11 protein-coding genes are annotated in these 22293 nt (G+C 68.5%); 4 read left to right on the forward strand and 7 right to left on the reverse strand.

Annotated elements, in window-relative coordinates:
- Positions 1-27: 27 nt before the first annotated feature.
- The 3 genes from GRF61_RS06480 to GRF61_RS06490 form a co-directional block, all read right to left on the reverse strand.
- The gene (locus GRF61_RS06480) at positions 28-4635 is read right to left on the reverse strand and encodes a PAS domain S-box protein (RefSeq protein WP_169149863.1); all 4608 of its coding nucleotides are present in this window, start codon (positions 4633-4635) and stop codon (positions 28-30) included.
- Positions 4636-4773: 138 nt separating this feature from the next.
- Complete coding sequence (locus GRF61_RS06485) at positions 4774-7197, reverse strand: AAA family ATPase (RefSeq protein ID WP_169149864.1); 2424 nt, start codon at positions 7195-7197, stop codon at positions 4774-4776.
- 114 nt (positions 7198-7311) lie between these two features.
- On the reverse strand, positions 7312-7575 hold the full coding sequence (locus GRF61_RS06490; RefSeq protein ID WP_348982355.1) for a hypothetical protein: 264 nt from the start codon (positions 7573-7575) through the stop codon (positions 7312-7314).
- A 236-nt stretch (positions 7576-7811) separates the two neighbouring features.
- Here GRF61_RS06490 and moaA point away from each other — a divergent pair, with 236 nt between their 5' ends.
- On the forward strand, positions 7812-8885 hold the full coding sequence (gene moaA, locus GRF61_RS06495; RefSeq protein WP_169149866.1) for a GTP 3',8-cyclase MoaA: 1074 nt from the start codon (positions 7812-7814) through the stop codon (positions 8883-8885).
- On the opposite strand, the gene GRF61_RS06500 is transcribed toward moaA, so the two are convergent.
- The 4 genes from GRF61_RS06500 to GRF61_RS06515 all read right to left on the reverse strand — a co-directional run bounded on the left by GRF61_RS06500 (position 8870) and on the right by GRF61_RS06515 (position 15069).
- On the reverse strand, positions 8870-10258 hold the full coding sequence (locus GRF61_RS06500; protein ID WP_169149867.1) for a DNA recombination protein RmuC: 1389 nt from the start codon (positions 10256-10258) through the stop codon (positions 8870-8872). The genes moaA and GRF61_RS06500 overlap by 16 nt on opposite strands.
- Before the next feature lie 98 nt (positions 10259-10356).
- Positions 10357-12852, reverse strand: a complete 2496-nt coding sequence (locus GRF61_RS06505; RefSeq protein ID WP_169149868.1) for an FtsX-like permease family protein — start codon at positions 12850-12852, stop codon at positions 10357-10359.
- 55 nt (positions 12853-12907) lie between these two features.
- A complete protein-coding gene (locus tag GRF61_RS06510; RefSeq protein WP_169149869.1) occupies positions 12908-13906 on the reverse strand; it encodes a sensor domain-containing diguanylate cyclase in 999 nt (332 codons plus the stop codon).
- Positions 13903-15069, reverse strand: coding sequence for a M20 aminoacylase family protein (locus tag GRF61_RS06515; protein ID WP_169149870.1), 1167 nt, complete (start codon positions 15067-15069; stop codon positions 13903-13905). The genes GRF61_RS06510 and GRF61_RS06515 overlap by 4 nt, the downstream gene beginning before the upstream one ends.
- Before the next feature lie 270 nt (positions 15070-15339).
- Here GRF61_RS06515 and GRF61_RS06520 point away from each other — a divergent pair, with 270 nt between their 5' ends.
- Genes GRF61_RS06520 through GRF61_RS06530 form a run of 3 tightly spaced genes read left to right on the forward strand, consistent with a single transcriptional unit; the run spans position 15340 to position 22262 of the window.
- Entirely contained in the window at positions 15340-18702 is a 3363-nt protein-coding gene (locus tag GRF61_RS06520; RefSeq protein WP_169149871.1) for a transglutaminase family protein, read from the forward strand.
- 51 nt (positions 18703-18753) lie between these two features.
- Complete coding sequence (locus GRF61_RS06525) at positions 18754-21243, forward strand: circularly permuted type 2 ATP-grasp protein (protein ID WP_169149872.1); 2490 nt, start codon at positions 18754-18756, stop codon at positions 21241-21243.
- Positions 21240-22262, forward strand: coding sequence for a transglutaminase family protein (locus tag GRF61_RS06530; RefSeq protein WP_169149873.1), 1023 nt, complete (start codon positions 21240-21242; stop codon positions 22260-22262). The genes GRF61_RS06525 and GRF61_RS06530 overlap by 4 nt, the downstream gene beginning before the upstream one ends.
- Positions 22263-22293 lie beyond the last annotated feature (31 nt).

Consider the following 22293-nt stretch of genomic DNA (forward strand, 5'->3'; position numbering starts at 1 on the left):
CGCTTCAGGAGGGCCGCCCGACGGCTCCTACTCTCGCCCTTTGGGCGCGCCTGCGATCAGCAGCTTCAGTTCTTCAATATCCAGCGGCTTCACGAGGTGGGCATCGAAGCCCGCCTCCTGCACCTTCTTCCGGTCTTTCTCCCGGCCCCAGCCGGTGGAGGCCACCAGCAGCGCCTGCCGTCCCCATTTTTCCGCACGGATCGCGCGCGCGACCTCCAGGCCGCTCAGATCCGGCAACCCCAGATCCAGCACGATCACCTCAGGCTGCAACTCGCTGGCCATGCGCAGCGCCTCCCTGCCGCTGGAGGCCGTGGCCACCTCGTGCCTGTCGAGCAGGCGGGCGACAGCCCAGATCGCATCAGCATTGTCGTCCACCAGCAGCACGCGGCGCTTGCCGCCGACGGCGATGTGCTGGTCCGCCGCGCTTTCTTCCTCGGCGCTCCTCACGGTGAGGGGAAACTCGACGATGAAGCGGCTGCCCAGCCCTTTGCCCGCACTCTCCCCCCGCACGCTGCCGCCGTGCAATTGCACGATGCTGCGCACCAGAGCCAGCCCGATACCCAGGCCATGGGGGCTGCGGCTGCCGGCATCCGGACTCTGGGAGAACATTTCGAACATCTGCTCCACCGCATCCGGCTCCATGCCGATTCCGTTATCTTCCACGGCGATAACCAGGCGGTCGCCAGCCCGCTCCGCCGAGAGCTTGATGCAACCGCACTCGGGCGTGTACTTCGCGGCGTTGGTGAGCAGGTTTGCGAGAACCTGGCTGAGGCGGACAGGGTCCGCGTACAAGGTGATGGCTTCTCCGGGCAGCCTGACCTCCAACTCGTGCCCGGCTGCGTCGATGACGTGCCTTGCCGTCTCCAGCGCCGACTCGACGACATGCGCAAAACGCACCCAGCGCTTTTGCAGCGCCAAGCGCCCCAGCCGCAGGCGGGAGACATCCAGCAGATCGTCCAGCAGCACCTTCATCGCCTGGGTCTGGCGGCGGACGATGAGGACGGCGTTATCCCGCTTTTCGGCATCCACGCCATTGCGGCTGAGCACCTCCGAGGCGCTGCTGATGGAGGCCAGCGGGTTGCGCAGCTCGTGCGAAAGCACCGCCAGGAAGCGGTCCTTCGCTTCGTCGGCGGCCTGCAGGGCGGCGGTGGCGTTTTCGTTCTCCTTCAGCGCCGCCAGCAGTTCCGCACGGCTCTCCTCCAGCGCCTGCTGGGCCGCGCGCTGCTCGCTCTGATCGCGCAGGATCTTGACGAAGCCAACCGCCTGGCCGGAGTTGTCGTGCATCGGCATCAGTGCGCCGCTGGCCCAGAAACGCCGGCCGTCCTTGCATTCGTGCAAGCGGTCATCGGACACGCCGTCGCAGTGCAGCGCCTGCTCCGCTTCCGCTGCCGGTGCGCCGGCAGCACGGTCTTCCTCGGTGAAGATCATGTCCACCAGCTGGCCGACCGCATCCGCCTCGCTGTAACCCAGCAATCGCTCGGCGCCGGTGCTCCAGGTGGTGATGCGGCGTTCGAGGTCGGTGGAGAAGATGGCGTATTCGACCGCGTTCTCCACGATCAGGCGCAGCTTCTCGGTGCTGTCCCGCAAGGCGTCCTCCGCATGCTTGCGCTCGCTGACATCGCTGCAGACGGCGAGGTAGGACATCGGCCGGCCATCGGCGTCGGCAAGGGAGTTCATGCTGTTGTGCAGCCAGATGATGCTGCCGTCCTTGCGCAGGCAACGTGTCTCCACCTGAAAGGATTCACCGTTGCTCGCCAGCTTCTCCATCAGCCCGGCACTCCGCTCCCTGTCCTGCGGATGCACAAGGTCCAGCAGCGGCACCCCCACCAGCTCGTCCTGCGTGTAGCCGAGCAGATCGCTGTAGCAGCGATTGGAGAAGGTGATCCGCCTTTGCAGATCCACCTGCACCACGCCCACCGTTGCCTGATTGACGATGGCGCTGAAACGCTCTTCCGAGCGCCGCAATGCTTCCCTCCCCTGCTTGCGGTCCGAGATGTCCACGAAGGTGAGCACCACGCCGGCGATCCGGTCGTCCAGCGTGCGATAGGGCAGCACCCGCACCAGATACCAGTTCCCGCCCGCTTCATCGACCTCACGCTCTATCGGCGTGAGGCGCTCCAGCACCTTGCGGGCGTCTTCGGCCAGTTCCGGGTAATGCAGCTGGGTGCGCAGGTGGCCGAGCGGGCGGCCGACGTCGGTCGCGATGAGATTGAACAGACCGACCGCTGACGGCGTGTAGCGGGTGATGCGCAGTTCGCGGTCCAGGAATACGGTGGCGATCGCGGTGGCATCCATCAGGTTCTGGATATCGCTGTTCGCATTGCCGAGCTCCTCCACCTTGCTCTTCAGCTCATGATTGACGGTGGTGAGTTCCTCGTTGATCGACTGCAATTCCTCGCGGTTGGTCTCCAACTCCTCGGTGGCGGAGCGCAGTTCCTCGTTCATCGCCTGCAGCTCTTCGTTGCTGGCCTTCAGTTCCTCGGTGGACGCCTCGTACTGTTCCACGGTGTCGCGCAGATGGGTCTTCAGCCGCTCCACTTCCCTATCCAGCTGATCCGCGACCGTGTCCGTCTCCGGCCGGGAGCGCTGCGGGGTCGCCGGCGATAACTCAACCAGTTCCGCAACATTCGGCAGGGCGTGCATCACCACCACCAGGAAACCGGGTGCCACATCTGTCATCGGCCGGACTTCGATGGCCAGATGCACGGTGTCGCCGTCGAACTCCAGGGTTGCCGGTCGGACGCGCGCCGGCAAGCCGGTGTTGGAAGCCTGATAGAGCGCGCCCCTCAGCTCGATCCGCAACGCCGGATGGATGAGACGCAGCAGGTTGCGGGTGAGCTCGCCGCCGCTGAACTTCAGGTAGCGCCCGGCGGTAGCCGACATATGGACGATCTCGTGCTCCGCATCCACTAGCAGCGAGGGCGGCGAAATGTGCTCCAGCAGCTTGAGGTGGACCTCCGCCCAGGACAGGGTGCGGCCCTCCACCTGGAAGGCGGTGCGGGTGCGCTCCACGCCGCTGCGGATGGCGGCCGCGTAGGGAATCACCGGCCCGGAGCGGGCGGCGGTCTGCGCCTCCATGGCGAGCGTCAGGGTGTTGGAGCCGGTGGGAATCTGCAGGCCGCCATGAGGCACCTGGCGCTGGGCGTAGAGGCGGAACTTCTTGTCGATCACGGCAAAGTGGACGTTGCCGTCCTCCACCGATTCGGAGGAGCCGAGGAACAGCGTGCCACCGGGCAGGAGCGCGAAATTGAAGGTATCCAGCACCCGCGCCTGTGCCTCGCGGTTCAGGTAAATGAGCAGGTTGCGGCAGGACACCAGGTCCAGCCGCGAGAAAGGCGAATCCCGCAGCACGTCGTGTACCGCGAACAGCACCGTCTCCCGCAGTTCCCTGCGTACCCGGTAGCCCCGGTGTTCCTTGACGAAGTAACGCCGCAGCCGCTCGTCCGAGACGTCCGCCTCTATGGTCGTGGGATAGATCCCTTCCCGCGCCACCCGGATGGCGTCGTCATCGAGATCGGTGCCGAAGACCTGGATCACCGGCGGCGCCTCCAGCGTGCGGGCGAACTCAGCCAGCAGGATGGCCAGCGAATAGGCTTCCTCACCGGTGGCGCAGCCGGCCACCCAGACGCGCACCGTGTCCGACGCCGTCTTGCCGAAGAACAGCCGCGGCAGGTGGGCTTCCAGCGTTTCGAAACACTCGCCGTCACGGAAGAAATTGGTGACGCTGATCAACAGATCCTGCAGCAGCGCGCCGGACTCGCCGGGGCGGGTACGCAAGCAGTCGAGATAACCGGGCAGGCTCTCGATGTTGTTCACCTGCATGCGCCGGCCGATGCGGCGCACGATGGTGGCGCGCTTGTAATCGGAAAAATCCCGGCCAGTGCGGCTGCGCAGGAAGGTGAGGACGTCGCGCAGCGCGGCCTCATCCACCGTCTCCGGCACCCGCAGTTCGCGCGGCACGGCCGGGTTCTCAGGCGGCAGGCGGAGATCCTGCTCCAGCCGCAGGTACTGCAGCACCCGGGACGGCATCTGCGCCACCGGCAGCACCCAGTCCACCATGCCGGTGCTGATGGCGGTGCGCGGCATGCTCGCAACCTGCGCCTCCTCCGGATCCTGGGCGATGGTCAGTCCGCCACGCTCCTTGACTCGCTTGAGACCGATGGCTCCGTCGCCATCCGCACCGGAAAGCACGATGGCGGTGGCGTGGGGGCCGTGGGAATCCGCCAGCGTGCGGAAGAAAAGATCCACCGCCACATGCTTGTGCCGCTCCTGCGGCAGTTCGGTGAGCTGCAGCATGCCGTCCATGGAGCGCAAGGCCTTGCCCGGCGGGATCACATAAACCATGTTGGCGCGGATCTTCATCGCCTCCCGCACCTGCACCACCGGCATGGAGGTATCCCGCTGCAACAGTTCGGCGAGGCGGCTTTCGTGGTCGGGCGACAAATGCAGCACGACCACGAAAGCCGGCCCCGGCGCATCCGGCATGGCTTTGAAGAAGGCCCGCAGCGCCTCGATGCCGCCCGCCGAGCCACCCAGGCCCACCACCGGCAGAAGGCGATATCCGCGCGCCGGCACGCCGTCGCCCAGTTCCTCGCCTTGATCCTGCTCCACCTGGTCCGGCGTCATTTCATCCATGGACTTCCCTGTACCGTGTTTTTTCACGCATCGTGCGGACAAGCGGGAATGCTATGGGGACAAGTCCACCCTATGCAACTCGCAGGTCCCCCGTTCCGGCGGCCACCTGCTGCAGGCCCGCCGCCGGAGCCAGTGGCTTCAATGCATGCCGCGCCGGCGCGGGCGGTTACCGTCGCCATCGTCGTAGGCGTGGCGCGCGGCGGACATCTCCGCCAGCACGCTGGCAACCTTGTGGTTGAGGCTGCCCTTGGGCATCACGCCCTTGGCATCCGGCTCGCCAGCCGGTACGCCGGTCAGCACCGCCATCGCCTCATCCACCGAATTCACCGCGTAGACGTGGAACAAGCCGCGGCGGGCCGCCTCCACCACGTCTTCGCGCAGCATCAGATGACGCACGCTGGCGGCGGGGATCACCACACCGTGGCCGCCATCCAGGCCGCGCTCGCGGCAGAGATCGAAGAAGCCTTCGATCTTCTCATTCACGCCGCCTATCACCTGCACTTCGCCGAACTGGTTCACCGAGCCGGTGACGGCATAGCGCTGCTCGATCGGGATCTGCGTCAGCGCCGACAGCAGCGCACACAGCTCGCCCAGCGAGGCGGAGTCGCCTTCCACCTGACCGTAGGACTGCTCGAAGGCAAGGCTGGCGGTGAGCGACAGCGGCTGGTGGCGCGCATAGCGGGAAGCCAGGAAGGCGGACAGGATGAGCACGCCCTTGGAGTGGATGGCGCCCCCCAGCTCGGTTTCGCGCTCGATGTCGACCACGTCGCCGTCGCCCATGCGCACGGTTGCGGTGATGCGCGCCGGGTGGCCGTGGGCGGCACCGGCGAGATCCACCACCACCAGGCCGTTCACCTGGCCGGCGCGGGCACCGCTGGTGGAAATCAGCGTGGTGCCATCCAGCATGGAGGCGCGGACGACGCGCGGGTAGCGGTCCGCGCGGCGGGCACGGGCGGCCAGCGCGGCGTCGATCTGCTCCCGGCCGACACGGGCGACGCCGGCGATGCCGGCCTGGTAATCCGCCTCGCGCATCAGGTCGACCAACTTGCGCGTCTGCAGGCTGAGCTTGCGGGCATCCTCGGCGAAGCGGGCGCCCTCCTCCATCAGCCGCGCCAGGGCGTGGCGGTCGAAAGCACGCAAGTCGTTGCGGCGAGCCAGCGCCGCCAGCAGTTGGGCGTAGCGGCGCTCGTTCTCCGGCGTGCGCGGCAGGTCGTCGTCGAAGTCGGCAGCCACCTTGAACAGCTCGGCGAAGTCCGGCTCCTCCTCCATAAGCAGGTAGAAGAGTTCCCGATCGCCGACCAGGATCACCTTCAGTTCACACGGCACTGGCTCCGGGGCCAGCGTCACCGCCCCACTCCACCCCTGGGCCTCGGCCGGCGGCTCGATGCGGATTTCGCCGGAGCGCAGCGCGCGCTTCAAGGCTTCCCAGGCGTAGGGCTGGCCCAGCAGGCGGCCGACGTCCAGGACCAGGTAGCCGCCGCAGGCCCGGTGCAGCGCGCCTGCCCGCAGGTGGTTGAAGGTGCTGACCTGGGCGCCGTTGCGCACCAGGTGCTCCAGCCGGCCGACGAGGTTGCCGTAGCCGGGGTTGTCCTCGTACACCACCGGCGCGCCGGTGCAGCCGGAGTGATCCACCAGCACCTTCACCTGGTACTTGTGGAAGCGCCAGGCCAGGCTGCTGCTCTCGTTGCTGTCCTCGCTGCCGTCCTCGTCATCCTCCGCGTATTCGTCGCCGCCATCGAGCAGGTCCGCCGCCACGCCGTCGAGGAAGCCCAGCACCTGCGGCAAGTCGGCGAAGGTGGCGCGGATGTCCTTCATCAGATGGGTGACCGCCGGGCGCAAAGCATCGCGCACCGCGCGGGTGAGCGCATCGCGCAGTTCGCGGCGCCAGTCGGGAAATTCGTCCAGCAGATCGGCGAGGCGCTCGGTCCACACCTCCACCTTGGCCTCGATGGCGGTGCGCTCGGCTTCGGGCAGCGCTTCGTAAGCTTCGTTCTCCAGGATGTCGCCATTCACCGTGGGAGCGAAGACGAAACCCTCCGGCGTGCGCAGCAGGGACAGCCCCTCCTCGAGACTGCCGGCGCCCACGGCGCGCAGGGCTTCCTCTTCGCGCTCCTTGTGCGCCTGCTGCAGTGCCTCGACCCGCTCGGTATGGGTTTCGCTGCCCAGAGCGGAGTCGATGGCCGGTTCCAGCTCGCGTATCAGGTCTTGCATCGCGCTGCGCAGCTGGGCGCCCCGCCCGGCGGGCAGGCTGAGCAAGCGCGGGTGCAGCGGATCGGCGAAGTTGTGGATGTAGCAGAGGTCGGGCGGCGTGGGGCGGGTCGCGGCCAGGCGGTGCAGCAGGCGGAAGGTTTCCGCATGGCGGCCGCTGCCGGACTCGCCGAGGACGTAGACGTTGTAACCGGGTTGCTGCATCGCCAACCCGAAACGCAGCGCTTCTTCGGCGCGCTCCTGGGTCAGACCCTCGTGCAGGAGGGGAAAGTCATCGGTGCTGTCAAAAGGGAAGACATCCGGATCGCTGTAGCTCCGCAGTTGCTGCGGTGCCAGCGGCATGGGCTCGGCCATGTTGTTGTTCTCCTGTGCCGAAAGAAAAATCGGGGAGGCACGCCCCGCGTGCCTCCCCGACATCTTCGCCTTTGCTGCGCGCGCGCTGCAAGCGCGCCGCTCGGTGCGGCGCCTTCAGCGCCGTTGGTATTGGTCGCCCCAGCGATTGTCTTCGCCGTCGTTCTCGAACTGGGGGAAATTGCGGTCATGCTCCAGCAGCAGCGTCATGATGGTGCGCGCATGCTCGGGCGGGAAACCCTGGCGGGAGCCGCCGCGGGTGTCGGTCATCAAGCGGAAAATGTAGCGGCGACACTCGCGGCTGCCCCACATCAGGTCGATCACGCCCAGATGGGGAAAGCGCTGGAACAGCGATGCCGTGTCCGTACGCTTGGGCTTCACGGGCTGAGGTGCGTTCATGTCTGCCAGGATTACAACTTTGGTTAGATGACGCCCCTTTTATACCGGCCGCCAGAAGCCGCCGCCATGCGGTTTTTCACACCCTGCACCAAGATGGGAGCCAGCCCGGCTTGCCACCATCTGCCGGCCTGCCGATAATCCCGGCTCCGGCCCGGCGTCCGCCATGGAACGCCATTCGCAGGCCGGACTCGAAGAGCAAAACCCAGAAGCGTCCGCCCATGAAGGTCATTCCCATCCGCTCCGCCCTGGCCGCCGCGCCGGTCGATCCCGCGGCGCTGCCGCCGCCCGGTTCGCCGCTGGCGGACCGCCGCGGGCGCGAGGTGCACGACCTGCGCATCTCGGTGACCGACCGCTGCAACTTCCGCTGCGTGTATTGCATGCCGCGGGAGGTGTTCGACAAGGACTATCCCTTCCTGCCGCGGATGGACTTGCTGAGCTTCGAGGAGATCCTGCGCGTCGCCCGCCTGTTCGTTGCCCGCGGCGTGCGCAAGATCCGCATCACCGGCGGCGAGCCGCTGCTGCGCAAAAACATAGAGCGGCTGATCGAGATGCTGGCGCCGCTGGGCGCGGAGCTGACGCTGACCACCAACGGCGTGCTGCTGCCGCGGCTGGCGCAGAAGCTGAAGGACGCCGGCCTCAATCGCGTCACCGTGAGCCTGGACGCGCTGGACGACGCCCTGTTCCGCCGCATGAACGATGCCGACTACCCGGTTTCGCAAGTGCTGGAAGGCATCGCCGCCGCCGCCGAGGCCGGCCTCGGGCCGATCAAGGTGAACATGGTGGTGAAGCGCGGCACCAACGATGTGGATATCGAGGCCATGGCGCGCCGCTTCCGCGGCAGCGGCCACATCCTGCGCTTCATCGAATTCATGGACGTGGGCTCGTCCAACGGCTGGAAGATGGACGAGGTGCTGCCCTCCAGCGAGGTCGTCGCCCGCATCCATCGCCACTTCCCGCTGGAACCGGTGGATCCCAACTACAGCGGCGAGGTGGCGGAGCGCTGGCGCTATGTGGATGGCGGCGGCGAGATCGGCGTGATCTCCTCGGTCACCCAGGCTTTCTGTTCCACCTGTACGCGGATACGCCTGTCCACCGAGGGCAAGCTCTACACCTGTCTGTTCGCCCAGGCTGGCCACGACCTGCGCAGCCTGCTGCGGGCGGAGGCCGACGACATCCGCCTGGATGCGGCCATCGCCAGCGTGTGGCAGGGCCGCGAGGACCGCTACTCCGAGATCCGCACCGCCCACACCGCGGCGGCGCGCAAGATCGAGATGTCCTACATCGGCGGCTGAAGGCCCGGCCCGCCTGCCGGCAGCGCCGGAGCGGGTTCGTCGTCCGCCGCGTCCTCCTCCAGCCGCGCCGCTTCGATACGGCGGAAATGGGCGCTGATCTTGCGGCTGGAGGTCTGCACCTCCTGCACGTCGCGGCCGGCCTGTTCAATGTGCCGCGCCAGCGCCGTCATGCGGTCGTCGAAGCGGCTGAAATCCTTCGCCAGCTTGCCGAGCGCGTCCTTGATCACATGGACCTGCTTGCGAGTTTCCACGTCCTTCAGCACTGCGCGGGCGGTGTTCAGCACCGCCATCAGCGTGGTCGGCGACACGATCCACACTCGCCGCAACTGGGCGTACTCCACCACCTCCGGGTGATAGGCGTGGATCTCGGCGAATACCGCCTCCGCCGGCACGAACATCACCGCGCCGTCCGAGGTCACGCCGGGCAGGATGTACTTCGTGGCGATGGCGTCCACATGGCGGCGGATGTCGGCGCGGAAGGCAGCCTGCGCGGCGCGGCGGTCGGCCTCCGCCAGCGCGCCGTCGAACATGCGGTGGTAGTTCTCCAGCGGGAACTTGGAATCCACCGCCACCTGCCCGGTGGGCTCCGGCAGCTTGAGCAGGCAATCCACCCGGGCGTTGTTCGGCAGCGTCGCCTGGAAGGCCCAGGCATCCGGCGGCAGCGCGTTCTTCACCAGCGCCTCCAGCTGCACCTCGCCGAAGGCGCCGCGCGCCTTCTTGTCGCCCAGCAACTCCTGCAGGCCAACGACGTTGGTGGTGAGGCCGTCTATCTTCTTCTGCGCCTCGTCTATGGTCGCCAGCCGCGCCATCACGCTGGCGAAGGTCTCGTTGGTCTTGCGGAAGCCTTCGTCCAGGCGCTGGTTCACATGGCCGCTGATGCCTTCCAGGCGTTCGTTGATCGTGCGGGTGAGCGCCTCGATGGAGGACGACAGCTGCACCGAGGCGGTATTGAGCCCCGTCTGCAGCAACTCGCGGTCGGCGCGGGCATGTTCGGACAGCGTCTTCAGCGTCTGCTCCAGCATCTCGCCGCGCAGGCGTTCATGCGATGCGGTGACCGAGCTGGACAGTTCCGAGAAGCGCAGCGCCACGTCCTCCCGATGCCGCCCCAGCTGCCCCTGCAGCGCCAGATGCAGGGCCTGCATGGACTCCCTCAGGCGCTCGCTGCCCTGCTCCGCCTGCGCGCCTAGACGGTCGCTCTGCCGGCCCAAGCCGAGATGCAGGTCGGCCAGCAGCAAGCGCTGCTGTTCCGCCAGTTGCTCCCGCAGTCCGGCTTCCACCGCCGCCGGCAGGCTGCGTTCCAGCCGCGCCAGCCTGAAGGCCAGCCAAATGGCGGCGGCCCCGGCGATGAGCGCCAGGGCCGCGATTGCGAACATCAGGTTTTGCTGCACGGGGGCTCCGCTTGCCGCTGGGGCGAATGTGGGAAGGCGCTGGGATGGGGCGGGATTATAGCCGCCGCCGCAGCGCCCTCCCCTCAGGCCAGCGCCCTCAGGCTGGCCAGCGGCGGCCGCGACAGCAAGCCACGCGTGCCCAGCCAGCCGCCGGCCATCACGCCCAGCGCACCAACCACCACCGCCACCAGCACCGGCAGCAGGCCGGGCACGTACTGCATCTTGAAGGCGTAGTGGGCCAGCGCCCAGCCGAGCGCGCTGGCGCCGGCACCGGCGAGCACACCGGCGATGCCGCCCAGCACCGCGAACTCGGCCAGCAACGCCTGCTTCACCTGGCGGTGGCGGGCGCCCAGGGTGCGCAGCATGGCCAGCTCGTATTCGCGCTCGTCATGGGTCGCTTGCAGCGCGGCATAGAGCACGATGAGGCCGGCGAGCAGCGCGAAGCCGAACACGAACTGGACGATGAGGATGAGCTTGTCCGTCATCGACTGCACCTGTTCCAGCAACGTCGCGGTGTCGATGATGGACAGGTTGGGGAACTGCGCCACCAGCCGGGTGGTGAATTCATGATGGCCCGGCGGCAGGTTGAAGCTGGTGATCAGCGAGGCGGGGTAATCCTCCAGCAGGCCCTCGTTCGAGATGAAGAAGAAGTTCACCCGCATCGAATCCCAATCCAGCTCGCGCACGCTGGTGACCGGCGCTTGAACCCGCTCGCCGGCGATCTCGAAGGCCACCACGTCGCCCACCTTGATGCCGAAATCCTGCGCCAGCCCCTTCTCCACCGAGAACTGCGGCGTGTGCGAATCGGCGTGCCACTTGCCGTCGATAACGGTGTTGCCGGTCTGCAGGTGATCGGAGTGGGACAGGTTGAACTCCCGCTCCGCCAGCCGGCGCAGGCGCTCGTCCTCGTAGTCCTCGCTGTTCACCGGCTTGCCGTTGATCTCCACCATGCGGCCACGGATCATCGGCAGGATGGCCGGCTCCGGCAGGCCTTCGGCGACGAAGGCGGCAGCCAGGGCGTCGCGCTGGTCCGGCTGGATGTTGATGATGAAGCGGTTGGGCGCGTCCGGCGGCGTCATCCGCCGCCAGCTGTCGAGCAGGTCGGCGCGGATCAGCGTCAGCAGCAGCAAAGCGGTGATGCCCAGGCCCAGCGCCGCCGCCTGGATCACGCTGCCGCCCATGCGCCGCCCCAGCGCCGCCACGCCGTAGCGCCAGCCGCCGCCGCGCAGGCTGCCGGTGCCCTTGAGCCGGCCGGCCAGGCGCAGCACCCACCAGGCGGCCAGGGCGAACAAGCCAAGCGCAGCGCTGAAACCCAGCGTCACCAGCAGGCCCAGCCGCAAGTCGGCTGCAATCCAGAACACCAGCGCCATCAGCGCGACGAAGCCCGCCACCCAGGCGCTGCCGCTCAGCGGCTCAGCGGCGGCGAATTCCCGCCGCAGCACCCGCAGCGTGGGCACCGCGCCCAGGCGCAGCAGCTGCGGCAGCACGAAGCCGGCCAGCAGCACCATGCCGACGATCAGGCCGTGGGCCAGCGGCAGCAGCGAGGGCACCGGCAGCTCGGTGGCGAGTATCTCGCGCAGGCCGCCGGCCAGCGCCCACTGCACGAACCAGCCCAGCGCGGTACCGGCCAGCGCCGCCAGCAGGCCGAACAGCAGGAACTCGCCGACGACGATGCCCATGAGCTGGCGCTGGCGCGCGCCCAGGCAGCGCATCACCGCGCAGCCGTCGAGATGGCGGCGCATGAAGCGGCGCGCCGACAGGCCGACCGCCACCGCCGCCAGGATCACCGCCAGCAGCGCGGCGAGGCGCAGGAAGCGCTGCGCCTGATCCAGCGCATTGCGCACCTCCGGCCGCGCGTTGGCGACGGTTTCCACCGCCTGGCCACGCTGCAGGCCGGTGCGGGCCCAGCGTTCGAAATCCTCCACTTCGGCCATGCCGCCGGCCACGTGCAGACGGTAGGTGGCACGGCTGCCGACGGTGATGAGGCCGGTGGCCGGCAGATCGGCCACGTTGAAGATGGCGCGCGGCAGCAGGCTGAAGAAGTTGGCGCCGCGGTCGGACTCGAAGGTCACCATGCCGCCGACACGGAATTCCTTGGTACCCAGGCCGACGAGCTCGCCCTGTTTCACCCCCAGCTCGGCGAACAGGCGCTCGTCCAGCCAAACTTCGCCGCTGGCCGGCACCCGGTCGGCGACCGCGTCCGGCTGGTTGGGGCCGGCGGCGATGCGCACCGTGCCGCGCAGCGGGTAGCCCTGCTCCACCGCTTTCACGCCGGCCAGTGTGGCTTGCTCGGCGGTGCTGGCCATGCTGGTGAACAGCACGGTGGTGGCGGTGCGCAGGCCGCGCTTGTGGGCCTCGGCCACCACCTCGTCCGACCAGGGTTTGTCGGCGCGCAGCAGCAGGTCGCCGCCCAGCAACTGGTTGGCCTCACGGTCCAGCGCGCGGCCGACGCGGTCGGCCAGGAAGCCGACGCTGGTGAGCGCGCCGACGGCAACGATGATGGCGAGGCCGAGCAGGTGCAGCTCACCGGCGCGGAAGTCGCGGAACATCATCCGGAGGGCGAGGCGGAAGGTATTCATCTGGAAGGAACGCAAAAGGGGGAACGGCGGATGGACGGCCGGCGGGCCGTTCGGTTCAATCGACGATCAGATCGATGTCAGGTTCTTCGCCGCCGGCCCACACGCAGGTCTGGTTGCGACCGCGCCGTTTCGCCAGGTAGAGCGCCTGGTCGGCGCGATGCAGCGACGCATCCACATCCTTGTCGTCCGGGCCGAGCTGGGTCACGCCTAGGCTGACGGTGACGTGCAGCTTACCCGTCGGCGTCTGGAATACCAGGCTCCCGACCGCGGAGCGCAGGCGCTCGGCCAGAATCTCCGCCTCCTGCGCATCGGTGGCCGGACAGCCGATGGCGAACTCCTCGCCGCCGGTGCGGCCGAAGACGTCGTCCGCCCGCAGCCCGGCCGCAACGACCTCGCCCAGCCGCTTCAACACCCGGTCGCCCTGGGCATGGCCGTGGATGTCGTTGATGGACTTGAAGTGGTCCACGTCGAACACGATCACCGCCAGGCCCCGGCTGCGCCGGTAGTGGGCGCCGAACAAGGCTTCCAGCCGCTCCAGGAAACAGCGGCGGTTGAGTGCGCCGGTGAGGTCATCCACCTCCGAGAGGTGCTTCAGGCGCTCCTCCAGCGCTTTCTGCGCGGAGATGTTCACCACCAGCCACACCACCGCATCCCGGCCAGTGATGGGGTAGACACGGCCCTGGAACCACTGCGCACCGCTGGGGCCATCGTTATCGGTCGGCTCGACCTCGTCGGCGGAGAGGCGGTACTCGACTGTCTGCAGGCATCCCTTGTCGATGGCACGGTGGACCACGTCGAGGAAGAAGCGCCACTTCTCCTCCGGCAGCACGTCCTGCATGCGCAAGCCGACCAGCGGCGCGGCAGCGTCGTAATTGCCCCGGTCGGCACCGCCGAGCACGTCCAGGTAACGGCCGTCGCGGCCGATGACCATGATGGGATCGGGCAGCGAGCCGAGGATGGCGCGGAGATAGTCGAGCTGGGCGGCAGCGTCCGCCTCCTCCAGCCTGCTGGCCGGCAAGGCGGAGGGCGCGGGAGGGACAGACGGGGTGCTCACCGCGAGGCCGGCAGCAGGCGGCGGGCCAGGCCCGCCCAGTAGGCGACTCCGGCGGGAATGATCTCGTCGTTGAAGTCGTAGTGGGGATTGTGCAGGGTACAGCCGCCCTCTCCCGGGCCATTGCCTATCCAGATGTAGGCGCCCGGCTTGCGTTCGAGGAAGTAGGCGAAGTCTTCGGCACCCATGCTGGGGCGCGCGTCGGTAATCACGCGGGTACCCACGCTGGCCGCCACCTCCGCCGCCAGCGCGGCTTCGGCGCTGGAGTTGATGGTGGGCGGATAGCCGCGGCGGTAGGCGTAATCCGCCCCTACGCCGAACAGCGCGGCGATGCCTTCGCACTGGCGCTTCAGCGCCACCTCGATGTGCTCGCGTACCGCCGCGGAGAAAGCGCGCACGGTGCCGTAGATTTCCGCCCGGTCGGGGATGACGTTGTAGGCCTCGCCCGCGTGGAAGCCGGTCACCGACACCACGCCGGCATCCAGCGGGTCCAGGTTGCGCGCCACTACGGACTGTATGGCCTGCACCAGCGCGGCACCGGCGACCACCGGGTCATTGCCCAGGTGGGGCATGGCGGCGTGGGCGCCGCGGCCGAGGATGCGGATGTCGAAGCGGTCGGCGCTGGCCATCACCGGGCCGTCGTGCACCGCGAAATGGCCGGCCGCCATGCCTGGCCAGTTGTGCATGCCGAACACCGACTCCATCGGGAAGCGGTCGAACAGGCCGTCCTCTATCATCGCCAGCGCCCCGCCCTCGCCTTCCTCCGCCGGCTGGAAGAGGAAGTAGACGATGCCGTCGAAGCCCGGCCTGGCCGCCAGTTCGGCGGCGGCGCCCAGCAGCATGGTGGTGTGGCCGTCGTGGCCGCAGGCATGCATGCAGCCCTGGTGGGTGGAACGGTGCGCGAAGGTGTTGCGTTCGGTGATCGGCAGCGCGTCCATGTCGGCACGCAGGCCGATGGCGCGCAGGCCGCGGCCGGCGCGCAGCACGCCGACCACGCCGGTGCCGCCGATGCCGCGGTGCACTTCCAGGCCAAGGCGGCTGAGACGATCGGCGACGAGTTCGGCAGTGCGGTGCTCGGCAAAAGCCAGTTCCGGATGAGCGTGAATGTCTCTCCGGATTGCAATCAAATCGGCATGACTGGGGCTGGAAATGTCGGTTACGCTCATGGCTACACCCGATCGTGGCATCTGGACCAAGGACCTGCAGCACAGCCGGTCCGGCCCGGGCAAACGACGAGTGTATTACAGGAATCCGACCGCGTCCGCCTCCTGCCGCAGGCAGGTTTCGAAACGGTGCGCCGGCCACCGGCGCCGCCCATGAACGGTGCATTTTCGGTGGCATACCGGCGTCTTTGAATCCCCTCCCGCATGGCGCGGGAATTGCTGGTCCGCAACGCTCGCTTTTTTGCCCAGTCCGCCTGCACGAGGAACAAGTTCATGTCGATCCATGTGGCGCTGTCCCACATCACCCGCTACGACTACGACCGCCCGATCAACCTCGGCCCGCAGATCATCCGCCTGCGACCGGCGCCCCACAGCCGCTCGCGCATCCTCAGCTACTCGCTGAAGATCCTGCCGGAGCAGCACTTCATCAACTGGCAGCAGGATCCGCAGGCCAACTACCTGGCCCGCATCGTCTTCCCGGAGAAAACGCGCCAGTTCCACATCGAGGTAGAGCTGGTGGCCGAGATGGCGGTCATCAACCCCTTCGACTTCTTCCTCGAACCCTACGCCGAGCACTACCCCTTCGAATACGAGTCCTGGCAGCGGGACGAACTGGCGCCCTATTTCAAGAAGCTGCCGCTGACGCCGGAATTCGCCGCCTACCTGGACAGCGTCGAGCGCGAGAAAAAGCAGAGCGTGGATTTCCTCGTCGAGCTCAACAGCAATCTCTACAAGCACATCGACTACACCATCCGGCTGGAGCCCGGCGTGCAGGCGCCGGAGGAAACCCTGGAGCGCCGCTCCGGCTCCTGCCGCGACTCTGCCTGGCTGCTGGTGCAACTGGCGCGCCACCTGGGTCTGGCCGCGCGCTTCGTCTCCGGCTACCTGATACAGCTGACGCCGGATGTGAAGTCGCTGGACGGGCCCTCCGGCCCTGAGGCCGACTTCACCGACCTGCACGCCTGGGCGGAGGTCTACCTGCCCGGCGCTGGCTGGATCGGCCTGGACCCGACCTCCGGCCTGTTCGCCGGCGAAGGCCACATTCCGCTCGCCTGCACGCCCGATCCCTACTCCGCCGCGCCGGTCACCGGCGCGCTGGACAAGTGCGAGGTCGGCTTCGAGCACCTGATGAAGGTCACCCGCATCTGGGAAGCGCCGCGCGTCACCAAGCCCTACACCGAGGCCCAGTGGGCGGACATCCAGGCCCTGGGCCATGCGGTGGACGAAGAGCTGGTGGCGGGCGACGTGCGCCTCACCCAGGGCGGCGAACCCACCTTCGTCTCGGTGGACGACCCGGACGGCGCCGAGTGGAACACCGCCGCGCTGGGACCGAACAAGAAGCGCCTGTCGGCCGACCTTTACCACCGCCTGCGCGAGCGTTACGCGCCGCAAGGGCTGGTGCACTTCGGCCAGGGCAAGTGGTATCCGGGCGAGCAGTTGCCGCGCTGGTCGCTGAACTGCTTCTGGCGCAAGGACGGCGAGCCGATGTGGACCCGCCCCGAACTGATCGCCGACGAAAGCCGCGCCGGCACCGCCAGCGAAGAACTCGCCGGCCGCTTCCTGCGCGCCTTCGCCGATCGCGTCGGCCTGGACGCGCAGTACGTCTTCCCCGCCTTCGAGGACGTCTTCTACTACCTGTGGCGGGAGCGTCGCCTGCCCGCCAACGTCGATCCCTTCGACTCCCGCCTGGAAGATCCGCTGGAGCGGGCGCGGCTGATGAAGGTCTATGCCGAGGGCCTGGACAAAACCGTGGGCTACGTGCTGCCCATCGCCCGCAACCCGGCCGGCGACGCCTGGCAGACCGGCCCCTGGTTCCTGCGCACCGAGCGCTGCTACCTGGTGCCCGGCGACTCCGCCCTGGGCTACCGCCTGCCGCTGGACTCCCAGCCCTGGGCCAGCCAGGCCGACTATCCCTGGATACACCAGCCCGACCCCTTCGCCGGCGTGCCGCCCTTGCCGGCGCATGCTGCCATCCGCCAGCAGTTTTCGCCCGGCAGCGGCATTGCTGGCATGGGCCGTCGCAGCGCCAGCCCGGGCGCAAATGGCAACGGCGGCGCCGAAGCTGCCGCCACGGTCACCGACCAGCGTCCGCAATCCAAGCAGTCCGCCGGCTGGATCACCCGCACCGCGATGTGCGCCGAGGCGCGCGACGGCACCCTCTACATCTTCATGCCGCCAGTCCCGCGGCTGGAGGACTACCTGGAGATCGTCGCCGCGGTGGAAGCCACCGCCGAGCACCTCGGCCAGCCGGTGCTGCTGGAAGGCTATGAGCCGCCACGCGACACCCGCCTGTCGCAGTTCCGCATCACGCCCGATCCAGGCGTGGTCGAGGTCAATATCCACCCGGCCACCGGCTGGCAGGAACTGGTTGACCAGACAACCCACCTCTACGAGGCCGCCCACTACTCCCGCCTCAGCACCGAGAAATTCATGCTGGACGGCCGCCACACCGGCACCGGCGGCGGCAACCACTTCGTGCTCGGCGGCGCCACGCCAGCGGATTCACCCTTCCTGCGCCGGCCGGACCTGCTGCGCAGCCTGATCAGCTACTGGCACAACCACCCCAGCCTGTCCTACCTGTTCTCCGGCCTCTTCATCGGCCCGACCTCGCAGGCGCCGCGGGTGGACGAAGCCCGCAACGACTCCCTGCCCGAACTGGAACTGGCCTTCCGCGAGATGGACAGGGTCACCGCCCGGGGCCCCAACGGCTGCCCGCCGTGGATGGTGGACCGGCTGCTGCGCAACCTGCTGATCGACGTCACCGGCAACACCCACCGCGCCGAGTTCTGCATCGACAAGCTGTACTCGCCCGACGGCCCCACCGGCCGCCTCGGCCTGCTGGAGATGCGCGCCTTCGAAATGCCGCCGCATGCGCAGATGAGCCTCACCCAGCAACTGCTGCTGCGCACCCTGGTCTCCCGCTTCTGGAAAGAGCCCTACGAACCGCAGCGGCTGGCGCGCTGGGGCACCGAACTTCACGATCGCTTCCTGCTGCCGCACTTCGTCTGGCAGGACTTCAGCGACGTCATCGCCGACCTGCAGGCCGACGGCTACCCGATGCAGGCCGAGTGGTTCGCGCCGCACCAGGAATTCCGCTTCCCCAAGTATGGCGACTTCAGCGTCAAGGGCATGACCCTGGAACTGCGCGCCGCGCTGGAACCCTGGCATGTGATGGGCGAAGAAGGCGCCATCGGCGGCGCCGTGCGCTATGTGGACTCCTCGCTGGAGCGGGTGCAGGTGAAGCTCAGCGGCACCGCCCCGGACCGCTACCAGCTCACCTGCAACGGCGTGCCGGTGCCGATGCGGCCCACCGGCACCGTCGGCGAGTTCGTCGCCGGCGTGCGCTACCGCGCCTGGCAGCCGGCCTCCTGCCTGCATCCAACGATAGGCGTGGACGGCCCGCTGGTGTTCGACATCGTGGATACCTGGAACCAGCGCAGCCTGGGCGGCTGCCAGTACCACGTCGCCCACCCCGGCGGGCGCAACTACGAGACCTTCCCGGTGAACGCCTTCGAAGCCGAAAGCCGCCGCATGGCCCGTTTCTTCCGCATGGGGCATACCCCGGGTCGTATGGAAATCGGGGAAGCCCGGATCAACCCGGAGTTCCCGTTCACGCTAGACTTGCGTCAATTCTGACCCACACGCGCCGCCTCGGCCCACCCCGAGGCGGCGCCGCTTTTTCTGACCATGCCTTCCGGCCTAATCGACGCCTATCCCCCCAGCCCGGACCGCTACGACGAAATGCTCGCCGCGGACGGGCGCCCACGCGCCCACTGGCAGGGATTCGCCGACCGCCTGCACAACTTCCCCGACGACAACCTCGCCCGCCGCGCCGACTTCGTGCGCGACGCCATCGAGGCCGACGGCGTCACCTACAACGTCTATGCCGACCCAAAGGGTACCAAGCGCCCCTGGGAGCTGGACATGCTGCCGCTGATGGTGAGCGCCGACGAATGGGCGCAGATCTCCGAAGCCCTCGCCCAGCGTGCCCGCCTGCTCAACGCGGTACTCGGCAATCTCTACGGCGACCAGAGCCTGCTCGCCGAAGGCCTGCTGCCGCCGGCGCTGGTGTTCGGCCAGCACGGCTACAAGTGGCCCTGCCGCGGCGTGCAGCCGCCGGGCGGCGTGTGGCTGCACAACTACGCCGCCGACCTCGCCCGCTCGCCCGACGGCCGCTGGTGGGTCATCGCCGACCGCACCCAGGGCCCCTCCGGCGCCGGCTACGCGCTGCAGAACCGGCTCATCGTCTCGCGCGCCTTCCCGGACGCCTTCCGCGACATGCATGTGCAGCCGCTGGCCGGCTTCTTCCGCGCGCTGCAGGACAGCCTGGGCCGCCTTGCGCCCACCGACGGCGAAGCGCCGCTCACCGTGCTGCTCACCCCCGGCCAGTACAACGAAACCTATTTCGAGCACGCCTTCCTCGCCCGCTACCTCGGCTTCCCGCTGGTCGAGGGCCAGGACCTCACCGTGCGCGACGACACCGTCTACCTCAAGACGCTGCGCGGCCTGCGCCGGGTGCACGCCATCCTGCGCCGGCTGGATGACGACTTCTGCGATCCGCTGGAACTGCGCGCCGACTCCGCGCTGGGCATTCCCGGCCTGCTAGGCGCCATCCGCGCCGGCCGGGTGCTGATGGCCAACGCCCTGGGCAGTGGCGTGCTGGAATCCGGCGCGCTGTTCGGTTTCCTGCCCGCCATTTCCGAACGCCTGCTGGGCGAGCCGCTGGCCATGCCCTCGGTCGCCACCTGGTGGTGCGGCGAACCACCGGCGCTGGAGTACGCGCTGGAGCACCTGGACGACCTGGTCATCAAGCCGGCCTTCGCCAGCATGCACATGGAAGCGGTGTTCGGCCACCAACTGCGCGGCGAAGCCCGCCGCAACATGATCGCCCGCCTGCAGGCCCAGCCCCACGCCTACGTCGCCCAGGAATGGGTGCGGCTGGCGCAGGCGCCAGTGTGGAGCCGCTACCGCGAGCAGCGCCTGATGCCGCGCTCGGTCGGCCTGCGGGTGTTCGCCACCGCCACGCCGGAAGGCTATGTGGTGATGCCGGGGGCGCTGACGCGGGTGGCGCCGCGCGCCGGCATGGAGGTCATCTCCATGCAGCGCGGCGGCCTGTCCAAGGACACCTGGATCAAGACCGAGACACCGGTGGTCCATACCAGCCTGCTGAAGAAGCGGCTGGGCGTCATCGACCTCGTTTGCGCCGCCAGCGACATCCCGTCGCGGGTGGGCGAGAACCTGTTCTGGATGGGGCGCTACGCCGAACGCTGCGAGGCCAGCTCCCGCATCCTGCGCGCCGCGCTGGCGCGGGCGTCCAGTTCGGAGGGCGGCCGCGACCCGAGCTTCCGCGGCCTGCTCACCGCTGCCTGCCACGCCGGCGTGCTGCCGGTGGAAACCATAGAAGACCCGGACGAAGACATCGAGGAACGCCTGCTGGCGGCGGTGTTCGACCCGGAACAGGCCGGCTCCGTGGCCGCCAACCTGCGCGCCCTCGCCTTCGCCGCCAGCCAGGTGCGGGAGCGCATGTCCTCCGACAACTGGCACGCGCTGAACCGGCTGGAGCAGGTGCTGCAAACGCCCGCCGCCACCCTGGACCAGGCGCTGGCCGCACTGGACCGGGTGATGCTCTCTTGCATCTCGCTGGCCGGCTTCGCCATGGATGACATGACCCGCGACGAGGGTTGGCGCTTCCTCATCCTCGGCCGCCGCGCCGAACGCATGGCTGGCCTCGCCACCCTGATCTCGGTGCCGCTGGAGGCGCCGGCCGAGGTCCGCGAGCGCATGTTCGACTGGCTGCTGGAAACCGCCAACTCCATCGTCACCTACCGCGCCCGCTACCGCCGCGCGCCGGAAACGCTGCCGGTGGCGCACCTGCTGGTGTTCGATACCTCCAACCCGCACTCGGTGGCCTTCCAGGTGGAGACGCTGCGCCATGACCTGGAGCGCACCGCGTCCGAGCTCGGCCACCCCTGCCCGCCGTTGCTGGACGAGCTTTCCGCACAGCTGCGCCGTTTCGACCTCACCACGCTGGAGGCCGAACGCTGCGACGGGGCCTGCGGCCACCTCGGCCGCCTGCTGATGCAGATCCAGCAAGGCGCGCACATCCTGTCGGACGAACTGCACCGCCGCTTCTTCACCCACACCGTGCGGCCGGTGGCGCTGCGGAGGGTCGCATGAGCGCCGCCCTGCAACCCCAGGCAGACCAAGAAGCCCCGCCGGCCGCCAAAGCCCAGCTTGACTGCCCGGTGCGCTACCACCTGCGCCACGACACCATCTACCACTACGACCAGCCAGTGGGCGAATCCCGCCAGCTGCTGCGGCTGACGCCGCGCGAACTGCCCTGGCAACGCTGCCTCAGCCACCATGTGGAGATCTCGCCCGAGCCCGCGCGGCGGTTGAACTTCATCGACGGGTTCGGCAACGCGGTTCAGTCGCTGCATTTCGAGCGCGACCACGAGACCCTCTTCATCCGTGCCGAAAGCTGGGTGGAGCGGGACGCCCCGCCGCTGCCCGCGCTGGAGGACAGCCCGCCCTGGGAGCAGGTGCGCGACCTGCTCGGCTACCACGCCGGCCGGCTGGCGGACCAGCGGGCGCTGGAGGCGATGGCCTTCATGTTCGAATCGCCCCATGTGCGGCTCAAGCGTGAATTCGCCGACTACACCGCCGCCGACTTCCCCCCCGGCCGACCGTTGCTGGAAGCGGTGGATGCGCTGATGCAACGCATCTTCCGCGAGTTCACCTTCGACCCGGAAGCCACCGACGTGTCCACCCCGGTCACCGAGGTGTTCGAGCGCCGCCGCGGCGTGTGCCAGGATTTCGCTCACTTCATGCTCTCCTGCCTGCGCTCGCTGGGCCTGTCCGCGCGCTACGTCAGCGGCTACCTGCTCACCCGGCCGCCCCCCGGCAAACCCCGGCTGATAGGCGCAGACGCCACCCACGCCTGGATCTCGGTGCACTGTCCGCAGCACGGCTGGGTGGATTTCGACCCCACCAACGCGCTGCTGCCGGCGCGGGAGCACATCGTGCTCGGCTGGGGGCGGGACTTCTCCGACATTTCCCCGCTGCGTGGCGTCATCCTCGGCGGCGGCGAGCACGAGCCCGAGATCGCGGTCACCGTAGTGCCGGAGGACGAAGTCGCCCTCGTCTATGGAGACGGCGATCCCGCCTTCCCTGCTGCCATCCCGCTGATCCGCTGATCCACCAACCCGCGCAAGGGCACCGCCCGCC

Source organism: Azoarcus sp. TTM-91 (assembly GCF_012911025.1).
GTDB lineage: Bacteria > Pseudomonadota > Gammaproteobacteria > Burkholderiales > Rhodocyclaceae > Azoarcus.

Excerpts from the sequence above, each read along its gene's own strand:
- GRF61_RS06480 (WP_169149863.1), bottom strand. The coding sequence starts at position 4,635 with ATGGATGAAATGACGCCGGACCAGGTGGAGCAGGATCAAGGCGAGGAA.
- GRF61_RS06485 (WP_169149864.1), bottom strand. The coding sequence starts at position 7,197 with ATGGCCGAGCCCATGCCGCTGGCACCGCAGCAACTGCGGAGCTACAGC.
- moaA (WP_169149866.1), top strand. The coding sequence starts at position 7,812 with ATGAAGGTCATTCCCATCCGCTCCGCCCTGGCCGCCGCGCCGGTCGAT.
- GRF61_RS06500 (WP_169149867.1), bottom strand. The coding sequence starts at position 10,258 with ATGTTCGCAATCGCGGCCCTGGCGCTCATCGCCGGGGCCGCCGCCATT.
- GRF61_RS06505 (WP_169149868.1), bottom strand. The coding sequence starts at position 12,852 with ATGAATACCTTCCGCCTCGCCCTCCGGATGATGTTCCGCGACTTCCGC.
- GRF61_RS06515 (WP_169149870.1), bottom strand. The coding sequence starts at position 15,069 with ATGAGCGTAACCGACATTTCCAGCCCCAGTCATGCCGATTTGATTGCA.
- GRF61_RS06520 (WP_169149871.1), top strand. The coding sequence starts at position 15,340 with ATGTCGATCCATGTGGCGCTGTCCCACATCACCCGCTACGACTACGAC.
- GRF61_RS06525 (WP_169149872.1), top strand. The coding sequence starts at position 18,754 with ATGCCTTCCGGCCTAATCGACGCCTATCCCCCCAGCCCGGACCGCTAC.
- GRF61_RS06530 (WP_169149873.1), top strand. The coding sequence starts at position 21,240 with ATGAGCGCCGCCCTGCAACCCCAGGCAGACCAAGAAGCCCCGCCGGCC.